Source organism: Pseudomonas alkylphenolica, assembly GCF_016009175.1.
In the GTDB taxonomy this organism is placed as follows: domain Bacteria; phylum Pseudomonadota; class Gammaproteobacteria; order Pseudomonadales; family Pseudomonadaceae; genus Aquipseudomonas; species Aquipseudomonas alkylphenolica_B.
This window is the reverse complement of the sequence record NZ_JADUCM010000011.1, coordinates 146,206-160,559: the sequence shown is the minus strand read 5'-3', so window position 1 is coordinate 160,559 and position 14,354 is coordinate 146,206. Positions and strand designations below refer to the sequence as shown.

Below are 14,354 nucleotides of genomic sequence, written 5' to 3'. Positions count from 1 at the left end.
ACTCGCTGCGATCTCTCGTCAGCGGGCGGCGAATTCTACAGCGTTTCAATCCGCTGTCAACCACCTTTTTCACCGCTGCCGATCTTTCGATCGAAGCCCCTCCGGTACTACCTGGAACATCTAACTCGTTGAATCTCAAGGAGTTTTCCGTTCCGACTGCGCCGGAAGTGGGGCGAATTATAGACAGATCCACAGGGGCGTCAAGGACTTATTTCAACTTTGTTTCGGAGAGCGTGTTTTAGCTATATATAGCAAGCTGCAAGTCAAACCCGGCACACCGCACTCAACTTGCAGCCCATAGCCTGAAGGCATCACCTATTCGGCTTTAAGGGTGATACGCGCAAACGCCTTCTTACCTGCCTGGCAAACATGCGTAGCGCCCAAGGCAAATACGAAGCCACGATCAACCACTTCACCATCGACCCGAACGCTACCTGCAGCCAGCAGGTCACGCGCAGCCGCCGAGTTCTTCACCAGGCCCGCCTTATTAAGGACGGCCGAGATTGGCATCTCTTCACCACCCAACACTTCGATCTCTGGCAGATCCTCAGGCAGCTCGCCTTCTTTCATGCGGTTGCCCGCAGCACGATGGGCGTTGGCGGCCGCTTCTTCACCATGGAAACGCGCCACAATCTCTTCGGCCAGCTTGATCTTGATGTCACGCGGGTTTGCGCCAGCAACCACGTCGGCACGGAATGCATCGATCTCTTCCATCGAGCGGAAGCTCAACAGCTCAAAGTAACGCCACATCAGCGTGTCAGGGATCGACACCAGCTTGCTGTACATCACCCCTGGTGCTTCCTGGATACCAACGTAGTTACCCAGCGACTTGGACATCTTCTTGATGCCATCCAGCCCTTCGAGCAACGGCATGGTTACGATGTTCTGCGCTTCCTGACCATAGGCGCGCTGCAATTCACGCCCCATCAGCAAGTTGAACTTCTGATCGGTACCACCCAGCTCGACATCAGCCTTCAGCGCCACCGAGTCGTAGCCCTGCACCAGCGGGTAGAGAAACTCGTGAATGGCGATCGGCTGGTTGGTGGTGTAACGCTTGTCGAAGTCATCCCGCTCAAGCATGCGCGCGACGGTGTACTGCGAAGCCAGGCGAATGAAGTCAGCCGGCGTCAGCTTGTCCATCCAGGTGGAGTTGAAGGCAACCTCGGTCTTGGCCGGATCGAGAATCTTGAACACCTGCTGTTTATAGGTCTCGGCGTTGTCCAGCACCTGCTCACGGGTCAGCGGCGGTCGCGTCGCGCTCTTGCCGCTCGGGTCACCGATCATGCCGGTGAAATCGCCGATCAGGAAGATCACCTGATGCCCCAGCTCCTGGAACTGGCGCAGCTTGTTAATAAGAACGGTGTGGCCCAGGTGCAGGTCGGGTGCAGTCGGGTCGAAGCCCGCCTTGATCCGCAGCGGCTGCCCGCGCTTGAGCTTCTCAACCAACTCGGACTCTACCAGTACCTCTTCCGCACCACGCTTGATCAGCGCTAGCTGCTCTTCAACCGACTTCATAACAGACCCGCAAGGCTCAGATTCAAAGGGACCCAACCATACAAGATCAGCCATCAATTACAAGTTTTTGCCCCGGATGTGACCCCGTAGCCGACTGATGACGTCTGCGCGCTTGCGCCAGGATGGATTTGGTTATATTTTATACAGTTATTTCATCTTCATCATGTCATTCATCTTTTCCAATTCATCTATTTCAAAGTCAATTCATCTATGACCAACGAACCGCCTAAAGCGCCCCCGCTTTATCCGAAGAGCCATCTGTTGGCCGCCAGCGGCATCGCCGCCCTACTCAGTCTGGCCTTGCTGGTGTTTCCATCCAGCGAGGTAGAAGCCAAGAAAACCACCCTTAACCTCGAACTTGAAAGCCCTGCCGACCAGCTCAAGCAGGAACCGGACGCCCCGTTGACGCAAACTGCGGATGCCTCCAGCGATTCTCCGTTTGCCCAGATCGACAACAGCTCAGCACCGACCGAGGAGACCGCCAAGGTTGAGCCGGTTCCAGCTCCAGCGGCTACCCCTGCCAAGGATCCGAGCCACCGCGAAGTGACCGTAAGCCGCGGCGACACCTTGTCGACCCTGTTTGCCAAAGTCGGGCTGCCAGCCGCCGCTGTGCACGAGGTGCTGGCGAGCAACAAGCAGGCCAAGCAGTTCAGCCAGCTCAAAAGCGGCCAGGTACTGCAGATCGAACTGGATAAAGATGGCCAGCTGGCCAGCCTGCACAGCAAGGTCAGCGACCTGGAAACCATCCGCCTGACCAAAAGCGCAAACGGTTACGCGTTCAACCGCGAAATCAGCAAACCGGTGGTACGTTCGGCCTATGCCCATGGCGTGATCAAGAGCTCGCTGTCAGCATCCGGTCAGCGCGCCGGCCTGCCGCACAGCCTGACGATGGACCTGGCACGCATCTTTGGCTACGACATCGACTTCGCCCAGGATATCCGCCACGGCGACGAGTTCGACGTGATCTACGAGCAGAAGGTCATGGATGGCAAAGTGGTGGGCAACGGCAACATCATCTCTGCCCGCTTCACCAACCGCGGCAAGACCTTCAGCGCTATCCGCTATACCAACAAGCAAGGCAACACCAACTACTACACCGCTGACGGCAACAGCATGCGCAAGGCGTTCATCCGTACCCCGGTTGACTTTGCCCGCATCAGCTCGCGCTTCTCTGCCGGTCGCAAGCACCCGATCCTCAACAAGATCCGCGCCCACAAAGGCGTCGACTACGCCGCACCACGCGGTACGCCGATCAAGGCGGCAGGTGATGGCAAGGTGCTGCTCGCCGGACGCCGTGGCGGCTACGGCAATACCGTGATCATCCAGCATGGCAACCGCTACCAGACGCTGTACGGCCACATGCAGGGCTTCGCCAAGGGCGTCAAGACCGGCAGCTCGGTCAAGCAGGGTCAGGTGATCGGCTATATCGGCACCACCGGTTTGTCCACCGGACCGCACCTGCACTATGAGTTCCAGGTCAACGGCGTTCACGTCGATCCGCTGGGGCAAAAGCTGCCAATGGCCGACCCGATCGCCAAGGCCGAGCGCCAGCGCTTCCTGCAGCAAAGCCAACCCTTGGTGGCGCGCATGAACCAGGAAAAAGCCACCCTGCTTGCCTCGAACAAGCGCTAAGCGATGGCTCTTTATCTGGGGGTGATGTCCGGGACCAGCCTCGACGGTCTGGACATCGCCTTGATCGAACAGACCCAACACACACGGCTGCTGGCTACGCATTACACGCCGATGCCCGCCAGCCTGCGCCAGGACTTGCTGGACTTGTGCGCCAGCGGGCCTGACGAGATAGCCCGCGCCGCACTCGCCGAGAACCAATGGGTAGTGCTCGCCGCCCAGGGCATCGAGCAACTGCTGGCTGCACAGCAACTTGCCCCGGCAGACATTCGCGCCATTGGCAGCCATGGCCAGACCATTCGCCATGAGCCGGCCCGCGGTTTTACCGTACAGATCGGCAACCCGGCGCTACTCGCCGAACTCAGTGGCATTTGTGTCGTCGGCGATTTTCGTCGCCGCGATGTTGCTGCAGGCGGCCAGGGTGCCCCCTTGGTCCCGGCGTTTCATGAAGCATTGTTCGAGCATCAAGGACAGCGCCTTGCCGTCCTGAACGTAGGCGGCTTCAGCAACCTCAGCCTGATCGAGCAGGACAAACCTGTCAGTGGTTTCGACTGTGGCCCGGGCAATGTCTTGCTCGATGCCTGGATTCACGAGAAACAAGGCCACACCTACGACCGCAATGGCACCTGGGCTGCCAGCGGTCAAGTGAACGCCGCGTTGCTTGGCGCCCTGCTCAGTGATCCGTTCTTCGCCGGTACCGGACCGAAAAGCACCGGACGCGAAGTCTTCAACCTGCCATGGCTAAAACGCCACCTGGGTACGCAGCCGGCAATCGCCGATGCCGATGTTCAGGCAACGCTGCTGGAACTCTCCGCCCACAGTATTGTCGGTTCTCTGCGCGCCGCCCAGAAGGACACCCAGGCGTTGCTGGTGTGTGGCGGCGGCGCCCATAACAGTACGCTGATGCAACGACTGGGCGCCCTGCTACCGGGTGCTCGGGTCAGCAGCACCGCCAGTCATGGCATTGACCCTGACTGGGTTGAAGCGATGGCCTTTGCCTGGCTAGCACATTGCTGCCTGGAAGCGATCCCCGGCAACCGACCGAGCGTCACGGGCGCCCGTGGCCTGCGCGTCCTTGGCGCTATCTACCCCGCCTGATGTCACATAGCAAAACGCCGCACATAAGCGCGGCGTTTTGTGGTGCAACCTGCCCTGCGATCAGATCGAGAACGAAGAGCCGCAACCACAGGTGGTGGTGGCGTTAGGGTTCTTGATGACGAAACGCGAGCCTTCCAGGCCTTCCTGGTAATCCACTTCGGCTCCTGCCAGATACTGGAAGCTCATCGGATCGACCACGAGAGCCACGCCTTCGCGCTCGACAATGGTGTCGTCTTCAGCAACGTCTTCATCAAACGTGAAACCGTATTGAAAACCCGAGCAACCGCCACCGGTCACGAATACTCGCAACTTCAGACGATCATTGCCTTCTTCATCGACCAGGGTCTTCACCTTGTGCGCTGCACCCTCAGTGAACTGCAATGCCACAGGGGTGAAGGATTCGACGCTCATGCTGACTATCTCCCGGCGCTATGCCGCCATAATGCGTGATGACGCGCATTATCCGCTTCTCCGAGAAAATCGGTCAACAATTGTGCGGCTTTCGTCTCGGTGATTCGTCCAGAAACAAAAAGGCCCGCACAAGGCGGGCCCGTTTCTACCGCTGCACTTAGGGCAGCAGGCCGGCATGCGAAAGCCCCATGCGCTCATCCAGGCCGAAAAGGATGTTGAGGTTCTGCACCGCCTGGCCAGACGCACCCTTGACCAGGTTGTCGATCACCGACAACACGACGACAAGGTCGCCATCCTGCGGCCGATGCACGGCAATACGGCACACGTTGGCACCGCGCACACTGCGGGTTTCCGGATGGCTGCCAGCCGGCATCACGTCGACGAACGGCTCATCCGCATAACGCTTCTCGAACAGCGCCTGCAGGTCAACCGAGGTGTCGGCAACCGTCGCGTACAAGGTCGAATGGATGCCGCGGATCATGGGCGTCAGGTGCGGCACGAAGGTCAAGCCAACGTTACCACCGGCAGCGCGGCGCAGGCCCTGGGTAATTTCCGGCAGATGGCGATGCCCTTTAACGGCATAGGCCTTCATGCTTTCACCGGCTTCGCAGAACAGAGAACCAACAGACGCGCCGCGACCAGCACCGCTGACACCCGACTTGCAGTCGGCGATCAGGCGTGAAGCATCAGCAATACCGGCTTCCAGCAGCGGCAGGAAACCCAGCTGGGTTGCGGTTGGGTAGCAACCGGGTACGGCGATCAGGCGCGCCTGGCGAATTTGCTCGCGATTGACTTCAGGCAGGCCATAAACGGCATCCTTGAGCAGCTCCGGTGCACCGTGAGGTTGCCCGTACCACTTGGCCCACTCGTCGGCATCCTGCAAACGGAAGTCGGCAGACAGGTCGATGACCTTGGTGCCTGCCGCCAGCAACTCACCTGCCAGGGCATGGGCAACGCCATGAGGCGTAGCGAAGAACACCACGTCACAGGCTGCCAGGGTTTTTACGTCCGGCACGCTGAACGCCAGGCCGTCATAGTGGCCGCGCAGGTTCGGGTACATGTCAGCCACCGCCAGACCGGCTTCGGAGCGCGAGGTAATCACCGCCACTTGCGCCTGTGGATGCTGTGCCAACAGACGCAGCAGCTCGACCCCGGTATAACCCGTGCCGCCAACGATACCGACCTTGACCATAACGCGTGCCCCTTATCAACGAACCGACTGGAAAGGCCACGATAATAGGGGGCCTGAAACACGCCCACAACTGTTGAGATGGCCCGCCAGGCGCCTAGCCTCTACTATCTGACGACCGTGAACCCTGAAGGAACTCAACTCCATGCTTTTTCTCTGGATCAAAGCGCTGCACATCGTCAGCGTGGTCTGCTGGTTTGCCGGGCTGTTCTACCTGCCCCGCCTGTTTGTCTACCATGCACAAAGTCAGGACAGCATCAGCCAGGAACGCTTCGTGACCATGGAGCGCAAGTTGTATCGCGGCATCATGGGGCCTGCCATGATCGCGACATTCGTCTTCGGTATCTGGCTGCTCAGCCTGGCGCCAGGCTTTCTTAGCCAGGGCTGGATGCACGCCAAGCTCACCCTGATCGTATTGCTGACCGGCTATCACCACATGTGCGGCGCCCAGCTCAAGCGTTTTGCCCGCGGTGAAAATACCCGCAGCCATGTCTTCTATCGCTGGTTCAATGAAGTACCGGTTCTGATCCTCCTCGCCATTGTAATTCTGGTGGTGGTCAAACCGTTCTAACCTCAAACACCACTGCACCTCGGGAAACCTGCCATGTCCTTGCCTGCCCTGCTCGAACAACGCTTGCGTCTGCCGGTGGTTGCGGCGCCCATGTTTCTGATCTCCAACCCGCAGCTGGTCCTGGCGTGCTGCGCCAACGGTGTGGTGGGCAGTTTCCCGGCCCTGAACCAGCGCGACAGCGCCGGGTTCAAGGCCTGGCTGGAAGAGATAGAAGCCGGTCTCGCTCAGCTGACCAATCCGGCACCCTACGCGGTCAACCTGATTGTTCACCCGAGCAACCCGCGCCTTGAGGCTGACCTGGCAATCTGCGTCGAACATAAAGTGCCGATCGTGATCACCAGCCTTGGCGCGGTGAAAGAGCTGGTCGACACCGTGCACAGTTACGGCGGGCTGGTATTCCACGATGTGACAACCCGCCGTCACGCAGAAAAGGCTGCGCAAGCGGGTGTGGATGGCCTGATCGCAGTTGCCGCCGGTGCTGGCGGGCATGCCGGTACCTGGAGCCCGTTTGCGCTGATAGCCGAGATCCGTCAGTTCTTCGACAAGACCCTGCTGCTGGCCGGCTGCCTGAATCGAGGCCACGAGATCCTCGCTGCGCAGTTACTGGGCGCAGACCTTGCCTACCTCGGCACCCGCTTCATCGCCACCGACGAGAGCCGTGCGCCCGATGGCTACAAAGAAATGGTGCTGGACGCCAAGGCAGCCGATATCATCCACACCGCCGCGGTTTCCGGTGTGCCTGCCAGCTTCATGCGCCAGAGCCTGGAAAACGCCGGTTTCGACATGGCAGCCCTGCGTGGCAATGTCGAAACCAAGCTCAAACCCATTCACGACGAGGCCAAGGCCTGGAAAACGGTCTGGTCTGCCGGTCAAGGCGTTGGTGCCATCGATGCCGTGTCTTCGACAGGGCAACTGATCGCCCGCCTGGAGGCCGAGTACCGTCAGGCACAAGCCTCGGCGAACCAGCTGAGCCAGCGCTGGCCCACCTGACTCCTGTAAACTGAATACCTTTACCTCGACTGGAGAGTTGCATGTCCCGTTACGCCATGATCACCGGTGCCTCCAGCGGTTTGGGCCTGGCACTGGCCGAAGCACTGGCACGCCGTGGACGCAACCTTATCCTGGTCGCCCGTCAGCGTGATGCGCTAGAGCCTATCGCCATCGAACTGACCCAGCGCTTTGGCGTCGAGGTGCTGTTTCGTGCCTGTGACCTCGGTGAGCCGCTACGGCTGTCGGGATTCCTGCTCGAACTCGAAGAGAGCGAACGACAGATCGATCTGCTGGTGAACTGCGCCGGCATTCGCTCCTATGGTCCCTTTCTGGCCCAGGAATGGGCGGACGAGCAAGACCTTATCGAGGTCAACATCCTCGCCTTGACACGCTTGTGCCACGCCCTTGGCAATGCCATGGCCGTGCAGGGCGGCGGGCAGATTCTCAATGTTGCCTCGCTTGCCGCCTTCGCACCCGGCCCGTGGATGGCCAGCTACGCCGCCAGCAAGGCCTATGTGCTGCACTTTTCCGAAGGGCTGCGTGAAGAGCTCAAGCGCACGGGGATAAAAGTTTCCGTACTTTGCCCGGGCCCGGTCCGATCGCCGCTTCGGCGCATTCCTCGCCTGGAAAAAGGCCAGCGCAGCCTGAGCCCGGAAGAAGTCGCCCTGTATACCGTCCGCGCTCTGGACAAGAACCGGGCGCTGATCATCCCCGGACGGCGCAACCGCTGGCTGGCCTTCAGCCCGAGACTGCTTTCACGCTGGATGGCGCGCAAGCTGGCGGGCGCGATCAATCAGGCCTATTGCCCGCGCTAAACGCTGGGGACTGGGCGCAGCCATCCAGCCTGAGTACACTCAGGCCCGATCCCTCTCATGGAGCAACCGCAGTGGAAACTCTGTTCACCAAGATCATCAACCGGGAAATCCCGGCCAAGATCATCTACGAGGACGACCAGGTACTGGCCTTCCACGATATCGCCCCACAGGCACCGGTGCATTTTCTGGTCATTCCGAAAAAACCGATCCGCACGCTCAATGACCTGACCGAAGACGACAAGGGCCTGGCCGGACATATCCTGTTCACCGCCCAGCGCCTGGCCAAGGAACTGGGCTGTGAAGACGGTTTCCGCGTGGTGATGAACTGCAATGAACTGGGCGGCCAGACGGTCTACCATATTCACATGCACGTACTGGGTCAGCGTCAGATGCACTGGCCGCCGGGCTGATCCAGGGCAAGCCCGATCATTCTGATTGCGGTAAACTGTCGGGCACATTCTTGCGGAGGTGCCCGATGGCTACCGAACGTCACTACTCGCCGCTCGACCGCTTGTTGCTGCAAGCCGATACAGCGATGCGCACCTTGCTCCCCTTCAGCGGCCAGCCTTCCCGGCCGTCGCCGGCGATCATTCAGCCGGATGTTACCCTGGACGACTCGCAGTCCCGCCACGTAGCCGGGCTGATGCGTATCAACCATACCGGTGAAGTCTGCGCCCAGGCGCTGTATCAGGGCCAGGCACTGACGGCCAAGCTGCCGCAGGTACGCAAGGCGATGGAGCACGCAGCCGAGGAAGAAATCGACCACCTGGCCTGGTGCGAACAACGCATTCGTCAGCTGGGCAGTCACCCAAGCGTGCTCAACCCCTTGTTCTACGGAATGTCATTCGGCATCGGCGCACTGGCCGGTATGGTCAGTGACAAGGTCAGCCTCGGCTTCGTTGCCGCCACCGAGCATCAGGTATGCAAACACCTGGATGAGCACCTGGAACAAATCCCGGCTGAAGACGAAAAATCGCGAGCCATTCTCGAACAGATGCGCGTCGATGAAGAGCAACATGCCGACTCAGCCCTGGAGGCTGGCGGCTTCCGCTTCCCTGCCCCCGTGCGCTTTGGCATGAGCCTGATGGCCAAGGTCATGACCAAGAGCACCTACCGAATCTAGGACACGCCATGACAGAACGCTTCGATGCCAAGGACCTGGCCCGCGCTGTCAGCGCCGGCGTTCTGAACCCGGGCCAGGATCAGGCCCTGCTTGAGTTTCTCAAGCGCCAGCCGACGACCCGGGCCAGCTTCCAGCTGGCCCACGTTGCCTTTTACTTCGGCGCCTTGCTGATCATGGGGGCTATGGGCTGGTTGCTCAGCGAAGCCTGGATGCGCATTGGTGACAGCGCACTGCTGTTGATTGCCTTGATGTATATCGTCGGCCTTACTCTCGCCGGCCTGCTGATGCAACGCCGTGGCCAACTCATCCCTGCAGGAATGTTCGGCGCCGTTGCCGTCAGCATCGTGCCGCTGGCGGTATTCGCCGTGGAGCGGCTTACCGGCTTCTGGCCGGTGGACGACAGTCAAAGCAAGTATCACAACTACTATTCGTACGTGCAGGGGGGCTGGCTGCTGATGGAAGCCGCCACCGTGGTTGCCGGCTTGCTGATGCTGCGCCTGATCCCCTTTCCTTTTATCGTGATGCCGATCGCCGGGGCGCTGTGGTTCATGTCCATGGACCTGAGTGAGTGGTTCTACGGCGATACCTTCAACTGGGACCAGCGCCTCACCGTTTCGCTGTGGTTCGGCCTGGCGATGCTTGTGGTGTTTCTGCTGGTTGATGGTCGCACCGAACAGGATTATGCCTTTTGGGGATACCTCGCCGGGCTGCTGGCCTTTTGGCTAGGGCTGAGCCTGATGGAGAGCGACAGCGAGCTGAACAAAGCCCTCTACTGCCTGATCAACCTGGGCCTGATGGGGCTGGCGGTGCTGTTGCGCAGGCCACTGTTCATGGTCTTCGGTGCCTTGGGCGTGGCAGCGTACCTGGGTTACCTGTCGTACGAAGTATTTGCCGATTCGTTGCTGTTTCCGCTGGTGCTGACCGTGATAGGCCTGGGCGTAATCGGCCTGGGAGTGGTGTACCAGAAACATCGTGAAGCACTGAGCGCACGCTTTCGGGCGCAGATGCCTGATCGCCTGTTGCAGTTACTGCCTGGGCTTCGCCGCTGAGGGGCCGCCTTTACCTGGCATCAACAGTATGAAAAAGGGGCCTTGAAGGCCCCTTTTTATTCAACCGAGTTCGACGATCTCATAGCTGTGGGTGATTTCAACGCCCGCCCGACCGAGCATGATCGACGCCGAGCAGTACTTCTCTGCCGACAGCTCTACAGCACGCTTGACCTGCGAATCCTTGAGCCCACGGCCCTTGACCACGAAGTTCAGGTGAATCTTGGTGAACACCTTGGGGTCCTCGCTGGCGCGCTCAGCTTCAAGGAAGGCTTCACAGCTTTCCACTGCCTGGCGGGATTTTTTCAGGATGCTGACCACATCGAAGTTGCTGCAGCCACCCAGGCCCAACAGCAGCATTTCCATGGGCCGCACACCCAGGTTACGCCCACCGGCCTCGGGAGGACCGTCCATGACCACGACATGGCCACTGCCCGATTCGCCCAGAAACATGGCTTCACCTGCCCACTGGATACGCGCCTTCATCTTCCGGACTCCCTTGCTTTGAAAAAGGCTGCCAGCTTAGACCCAGAAGGCCCTGCGGAAAAGCTCAAGCGTGCGAGTAAATCTGCCGATATATGTACAAGTGTCTGATAAGCTGACGCCAAATCGCTGGCGCTTCACGCCAGACTACCTATAAAAGTGTTAAAGCGCCGCCTTTTACCGGAACTCAGCCATGGTTGCATCAGCCCTTTCAGCCAAGATCAAGAACATCGACAAGCTGCTCGCACATTGCCAGCGTCGTCGCTATGCGGCCAAGAGCAATATTATCTGTGCCGGCGACAAGGCCGAGACGTTGTCGTTCATCGTCAAAGGCTCGGTTACGATCCTGATCGAGGACGACAATGGCCATGAAATGATCATTGCCTATCTCAACAACGGCGATTTTTTCGGCGAACTGGGGTTGTTCGAACCTGTCGGGCAAGAACAGCAGCGCAGTGCCTGGGTACGGGCAAAGAGCGAATGCGAAGTAGCAGAAATCAGCTATGAGAAGTTCCGTGAGCTGGCACGCCTGGACCCGGACATTCTTTATGCCCTTGGCAGCCAGATGGCCCAGCGCTTGCGCAACACCACGCGCAAAGTCGGCGATCTGGCGTTTTTCGATGTCACCGGCCGCGTGGCCCGATGCCTGCTGGAGCTGTGTAAACAACCCGACGCCATGACGCATCCCGATGGCATGCAGATCAAGATTACGCGCCAGGAGATTGGCCGGATCGTGGGATGCTCACGGGAAATGGTCGGCCGCGTGCTCAAGGATCTTGAAGAACGCAGCCTGGTTCACGTCAAAGGTAAAACCATGGTGGTATTCGGCACCCGCTAATCGCGGGCGATACCGTTTATGACATCGGCATAGGCCTGGCCAAGGCGTTCAAGCAGCGGCGCCTCGGGCACCACTTCATGCAGGGCGATATGACTGTCGGCCTGGCAGCGCTGCTCGATCTCGCAACACTCATTGAAGCGATTGACCGCCGCGACCATCGACTCACGTTCGTTATCCAGCAACAACGCGCCATGCACCAGCACTACCGGGCGTTTGCCGGCCAGCCCCTGGCGCCAGCGCTGGGCCGTGCCAACCAGCTTGCGGCCGTTCAGGTTGACGTTGTAGCGGCCATCGCAAAACGCGCCTTCAATTTCGCCCACCGAGGCCAGCCCGCCCCACTCGCGCAACACATCGCACAACGGCAGGCAAAGGCGCTCATAGGCATTTTCGATACGACCGTGGTCGCCTTCGCTGCGAGGCGCGACATAGACCAGTGCGATGTTGATGACTGCTGGCGACTGCGGCACGGGTTCGCCACCGGTTTCGCGCAGCAGCACCGGCCAGCCAGCGATGGCCAATTCGGCGCACGCAGCTTCGAATCCCTCCAGACGGCTCATGCGCCGAGGCATGACCAAGGCATGATCGGTCGGACGCCAGAACAACACGCCGTGATTCTTTTCGCCCTTGCACACGGACGCCAACAAATCCTGTTCGGCTTGCAGGCCAGCCTCGACAGTCACTTCCATTAATTGATCAGTCATCGCAATAACCCTATGGGTACAAAAAAGCCGGCATCGCCGGCTTCAGAGTCAGATCAGTCCAGTCCAGGCACCAGATTCTGCACAGCACGCTCCGGGAAGAACAGGCGCTGCAGTTCAAGTCCGGGGTGCTCCGCGCGCATGAACGCTTCACCGACCAGGAACGAGTAAACCTCGTTGATTTCCATCAGCTCGACATCGGCACGGTTGAGGATGCCACTTTCGGTGATGGCCAGACGATCCCGAGGGATGCGCGGCAACAGATCAAGCGTGGTCTCCAGGCTGACCTCGAACGTATGCAGGTTGCGGTTGTTGACGCCGACCAGCGGGGTGTCGAGGATTGTCAGCGCACGTTCCAGCTCATCGCCGTCATGGACTTCGACCAACACATCAAGGCCGACGCTTTTCGCCGTAGCGGCCAACTCGGCCATCTTCACATCATCCAGCGCGGCGACGATCAACAACACACAGTCGGCGCCCAGGGCACGGGCTTCGACGATCTGATACGGATCGATCATGAAGTCCTTGCGGATCACCGGCAGCTTGCACGCCGCGCGCGCTTGCTGCAGGTAAACATCGGCACCCTGGAAATAGTCGACGTCGGTGAGCACTGACAGACAGGTCGCACCACCTTTTTCGTAGCTAACGGCGATTTCGGCCGGCACGAAGTTTTCGCGGATCACACCCTTGCTCGGCGACGCCTTCTTGACCTCGGCGATTACTGCGGGCTGCTTGCGCTTGGCTTGCTCGATCAGCGCCTTGGCAAATCCGCGCGGTGCATCAGCCGCGGCAGCCAGTCGCTCCAGCTCGGCGATACTGACCCGGGCACTGCGCTCGGCGACTTCCTGAACCTTGCGCGCGAGAATGTTTTCCAGAACCGTCGGTACACTCATCCTTCATTCTCCAGCTTGAATACGGCGGTGAAAGCGCCCAGCTCTTCGAGTTTTTCCCGGGCAAGGCCGGTGTGCAGTGCGTCGTGGGCAAGCTCGACACCTTGCTTGAGCGTCATCGCGTGGTCGGCGGCATACAGCGCGGCACCGGCATTGAGCACGATCATTTCCGCAGCCTTCTGGCCATTCTCGGTCTTGCGACGCCCCAAGGCATCGCGAATCAATTCCAGGGATTTTTCCGGACTCTCGACCACCAGACCATGCAGGCTCTGGCTCTTCATGCCAAGGTCTTCGGGCTCGACCCAGTATTCCGTGATCTGGTCATTCTTGAGTTCGGCAACGAACGTCGCCGCGGCCAGGCTGAACTCGTCCAGACCGTCCTTGGAATGCACCACCAGCACATGCTTGCTACCCAGTCGCTGCAGCACTTCGGCCAACGGCCGGCACAAGGCTTGAGTGAATACACCGACCACCTGGTGTTTGACACCGGCCGGATTCGTAAGCGGGCCGAGCATGTTGAACAAAGTGCGCAAACCCAGATCACGACGCGGGCCGGCGGCATGCTTCATCGCTTTGTGGTGAGTCTGGGCAAACATGAAGCCGATACCGACGCTGTCGATGCACCGGGCAACCTGCACGGGTGTCAGGTTCAGGTAGATGCCGGCAGCTTCGAGCAGGTCGGCACTACCGCTTTTACCCGAAACTGCACGGTTGCCATGTTTGGCAACGGTGCAGCCTGCAGCGGCAACAACAAACGCCGAGGCGGTGGAAACGTTGAAAATGTTGGCCCCGTCACCACCGGTGCCCACCACATCGACCACGTTGTCGAGGGTGTTGAGTTCAACCTTGTCGGCCAACTCGCGCATCACCGACACCGCACCGACGATTTCATCGATGCTTTCGCTCTTCATGCGCATGCCCATCATGAAAGCGCCGATCTGCGCCTCGCTGCATTGGCCGGTCATGATTTCGCGCATCACATCGCGCATTTCTTCGGTGCTCAAGTCCAGGTGGCCGACGATGCGGCTGAGCGCGCTCTTGATATCCATGATCAATCC

General features: G+C 59.7%; 17 protein-coding genes. 10 read left to right on the top strand and 7 right to left on the bottom strand.

What is annotated here, in order from left to right; translation table 11 throughout:
- On the top strand, positions 1 to 242 hold a 242-nt coding region (locus tag I5S59_RS26445; protein WP_232239710.1), incomplete at its 5' end, for a hypothetical protein.
- 73 nt (positions 243 to 315) lie between these two features.
- On the opposite strand, the gene tyrS is transcribed toward I5S59_RS26445, so the two are convergent.
- Positions 316 to 1,515 carry a tyrosine--tRNA ligase gene (gene tyrS, locus I5S59_RS12635; RefSeq protein WP_197876923.1) on the bottom strand — a complete coding sequence of 400 codons (1,200 nt, stop codon included), beginning with the start codon at positions 1,513 to 1,515 and terminating at the stop codon, positions 316 to 318.
- Positions 1,516 to 1,725: 210 nt separating this feature from the next.
- On the opposite strand from tyrS, the gene I5S59_RS12630 reads away from it, so the two are divergent.
- Together I5S59_RS12630 and I5S59_RS12625 are read left to right on the top strand one after the other, a co-directional pair.
- Positions 1,726 to 3,147, top strand: a complete 1,422-nt coding sequence (locus I5S59_RS12630; protein WP_197876922.1) for a peptidoglycan DD-metalloendopeptidase family protein — start codon at positions 1,726 to 1,728, stop codon at positions 3,145 to 3,147.
- Positions 3,148 to 3,150: 3 nt separating this feature from the next.
- The gene (locus tag I5S59_RS12625) at positions 3,151 to 4,242 is read left to right on the top strand and encodes an anhydro-N-acetylmuramic acid kinase (protein ID WP_197876921.1); all 1,092 of its coding nucleotides are present in this window, start codon (positions 3,151 to 3,153) and stop codon (positions 4,240 to 4,242) included.
- 60 nt (positions 4,243 to 4,302) lie between these two features.
- Here I5S59_RS12625 and erpA read toward each other — a convergent pair whose 3' ends face one another.
- Positions 4,303 to 4,653, bottom strand: coding sequence for an iron-sulfur cluster insertion protein ErpA (gene erpA / locus I5S59_RS12620; RefSeq protein ID WP_010221479.1), 351 nt, complete (start codon positions 4,651 to 4,653; stop codon positions 4,303 to 4,305).
- A gap of 157 nt (positions 4,654 to 4,810) precedes the next feature.
- Positions 4,811 to 5,845 carry an N-acetyl-gamma-glutamyl-phosphate reductase gene (gene argC / locus I5S59_RS12615; protein ID WP_197876920.1) on the bottom strand — a complete coding sequence of 345 codons (1,035 nt, stop codon included), beginning with the start codon at positions 5,843 to 5,845 and terminating at the stop codon, positions 4,811 to 4,813.
- Positions 5,846 to 5,987: 142 nt separating this feature from the next.
- Here argC and hemJ point away from each other — a divergent pair, with 142 nt between their 5' ends.
- From hemJ to I5S59_RS12585, 6 genes are all read left to right on the top strand, one after another.
- On the top strand, positions 5,988 to 6,413 hold the full coding sequence (gene hemJ, locus I5S59_RS12610) for a protoporphyrinogen oxidase HemJ (protein WP_197876919.1): 426 nt from the start codon (positions 5,988 to 5,990) through the stop codon (positions 6,411 to 6,413).
- Between the two features lie 33 nt (positions 6,414 to 6,446).
- The gene (locus I5S59_RS12605) at positions 6,447 to 7,403 is read left to right on the top strand and encodes an NAD(P)H-dependent flavin oxidoreductase (protein ID WP_197876918.1); all 957 of its coding nucleotides are present in this window, start codon (positions 6,447 to 6,449) and stop codon (positions 7,401 to 7,403) included.
- Between the two features lie 41 nt (positions 7,404 to 7,444).
- The gene (locus I5S59_RS12600; RefSeq protein WP_197876917.1) at positions 7,445 to 8,218 is read left to right on the top strand and encodes an SDR family NAD(P)-dependent oxidoreductase; all 774 of its coding nucleotides are present in this window, start codon (positions 7,445 to 7,447) and stop codon (positions 8,216 to 8,218) included.
- Between the two features lie 71 nt (positions 8,219 to 8,289).
- A complete protein-coding gene (locus I5S59_RS12595; RefSeq protein WP_038606110.1) occupies positions 8,290 to 8,628 on the top strand; it encodes a histidine triad nucleotide-binding protein in 339 nt (112 codons plus the stop codon).
- Between the two features lie 65 nt (positions 8,629 to 8,693).
- Positions 8,694 to 9,341: a 2-polyprenyl-3-methyl-6-methoxy-1,4-benzoquinone monooxygenase gene (coq7, locus tag I5S59_RS12590; RefSeq protein WP_197876916.1), complete on the top strand. Its 648-nt coding sequence runs from the start codon at positions 8,694 to 8,696 to the stop codon at positions 9,339 to 9,341.
- Between the two features lie 8 nt (positions 9,342 to 9,349).
- Complete coding sequence (locus tag I5S59_RS12585) at positions 9,350 to 10,390, top strand: DUF2157 domain-containing protein (RefSeq protein WP_197876915.1); 1,041 nt, start codon at positions 9,350 to 9,352, stop codon at positions 10,388 to 10,390.
- 60 nt (positions 10,391 to 10,450) lie between these two features.
- On the opposite strand, the gene I5S59_RS12580 is transcribed toward I5S59_RS12585, so the two are convergent.
- Complete coding sequence (locus tag I5S59_RS12580) at positions 10,451 to 10,873, bottom strand: OsmC family protein (RefSeq protein WP_197876914.1); 423 nt, start codon at positions 10,871 to 10,873, stop codon at positions 10,451 to 10,453.
- 190 nt (positions 10,874 to 11,063) lie between these two features.
- On the opposite strand from I5S59_RS12580, the gene crp reads away from it, so the two are divergent.
- Positions 11,064 to 11,708, top strand: a complete 645-nt coding sequence (crp, locus tag I5S59_RS12575) for a cAMP-activated global transcriptional regulator CRP (protein ID WP_197876913.1) — start codon at positions 11,064 to 11,066, stop codon at positions 11,706 to 11,708.
- Here crp and I5S59_RS12570 read toward each other — a convergent pair.
- From I5S59_RS12570 to trpD, 3 genes are read right to left on the bottom strand one after another with little or no spacing between them, the layout of a single operon-like run.
- Complete coding sequence (locus I5S59_RS12570; protein ID WP_197876912.1) at positions 11,705 to 12,409, bottom strand: lipoate--protein ligase family protein; 705 nt, start codon at positions 12,407 to 12,409, stop codon at positions 11,705 to 11,707. The genes crp and I5S59_RS12570 overlap by 4 nt on opposite strands.
- Before the next feature lie 53 nt (positions 12,410 to 12,462).
- On the bottom strand, positions 12,463 to 13,299 hold the full coding sequence (gene trpC, locus I5S59_RS12565; RefSeq protein WP_197876911.1) for an indole-3-glycerol phosphate synthase TrpC: 837 nt from the start codon (positions 13,297 to 13,299) through the stop codon (positions 12,463 to 12,465).
- Positions 13,296 to 14,345 (bottom strand): anthranilate phosphoribosyltransferase, encoded by a 1,050-nt coding sequence (gene trpD, locus I5S59_RS12560; RefSeq protein ID WP_197876910.1) that lies wholly within the window; start codon positions 14,343 to 14,345, stop codon positions 13,296 to 13,298. The genes trpC and trpD overlap by 4 nt, the downstream gene beginning before the upstream one ends.
- Between the last annotated feature and the right edge of the window lie 9 nt (positions 14,346 to 14,354).

Coding starts and splice junctions, on each gene's coding strand:
- erpA (WP_010221479.1), bottom strand. CDS start 4,653: ATGAGCGTCGAATCCTTCACCCCTGTGGCATTGCAGTTCACTGAGGGT.
- tyrS (WP_197876923.1), bottom strand. CDS start 1,515: ATGAAGTCGGTTGAAGAGCAGCTAGCGCTGATCAAGCGTGGTGCGGAA.
- I5S59_RS12580 (WP_197876914.1), bottom strand. CDS start 10,873: ATGAAGGCGCGTATCCAGTGGGCAGGTGAAGCCATGTTTCTGGGCGAA.
- trpC (WP_197876911.1), bottom strand. CDS start 13,299: ATGAGTGTACCGACGGTTCTGGAAAACATTCTCGCGCGCAAGGTTCAG.
- argC (WP_197876920.1), bottom strand. CDS start 5,845: ATGGTCAAGGTCGGTATCGTTGGCGGCACGGGTTATACCGGGGTCGAG.
- I5S59_RS12585 (WP_197876915.1), top strand. CDS start 9,350: ATGACAGAACGCTTCGATGCCAAGGACCTGGCCCGCGCTGTCAGCGCC.
- I5S59_RS12605 (WP_197876918.1), top strand. CDS start 6,447: ATGTCCTTGCCTGCCCTGCTCGAACAACGCTTGCGTCTGCCGGTGGTT.
- trpD (WP_197876910.1), bottom strand. CDS start 14,345: ATGGATATCAAGAGCGCGCTCAGCCGCATCGTCGGCCACCTGGACTTG.
- I5S59_RS12570 (WP_197876912.1), bottom strand. CDS start 12,409: ATGACTGATCAATTAATGGAAGTGACTGTCGAGGCTGGCCTGCAAGCC.
- I5S59_RS12630 (WP_197876922.1), top strand. CDS start 1,726: ATGACCAACGAACCGCCTAAAGCGCCCCCGCTTTATCCGAAGAGCCAT.
- hemJ (WP_197876919.1), top strand. CDS start 5,988: ATGCTTTTTCTCTGGATCAAAGCGCTGCACATCGTCAGCGTGGTCTGC.
- coq7 (WP_197876916.1), top strand. CDS start 8,694: ATGGCTACCGAACGTCACTACTCGCCGCTCGACCGCTTGTTGCTGCAA.
- I5S59_RS12625 (WP_197876921.1), top strand. CDS start 3,151: ATGGCTCTTTATCTGGGGGTGATGTCCGGGACCAGCCTCGACGGTCTG.
- I5S59_RS12600 (WP_197876917.1), top strand. CDS start 7,445: ATGTCCCGTTACGCCATGATCACCGGTGCCTCCAGCGGTTTGGGCCTG.
- crp (WP_197876913.1), top strand. CDS start 11,064: ATGGTTGCATCAGCCCTTTCAGCCAAGATCAAGAACATCGACAAGCTG.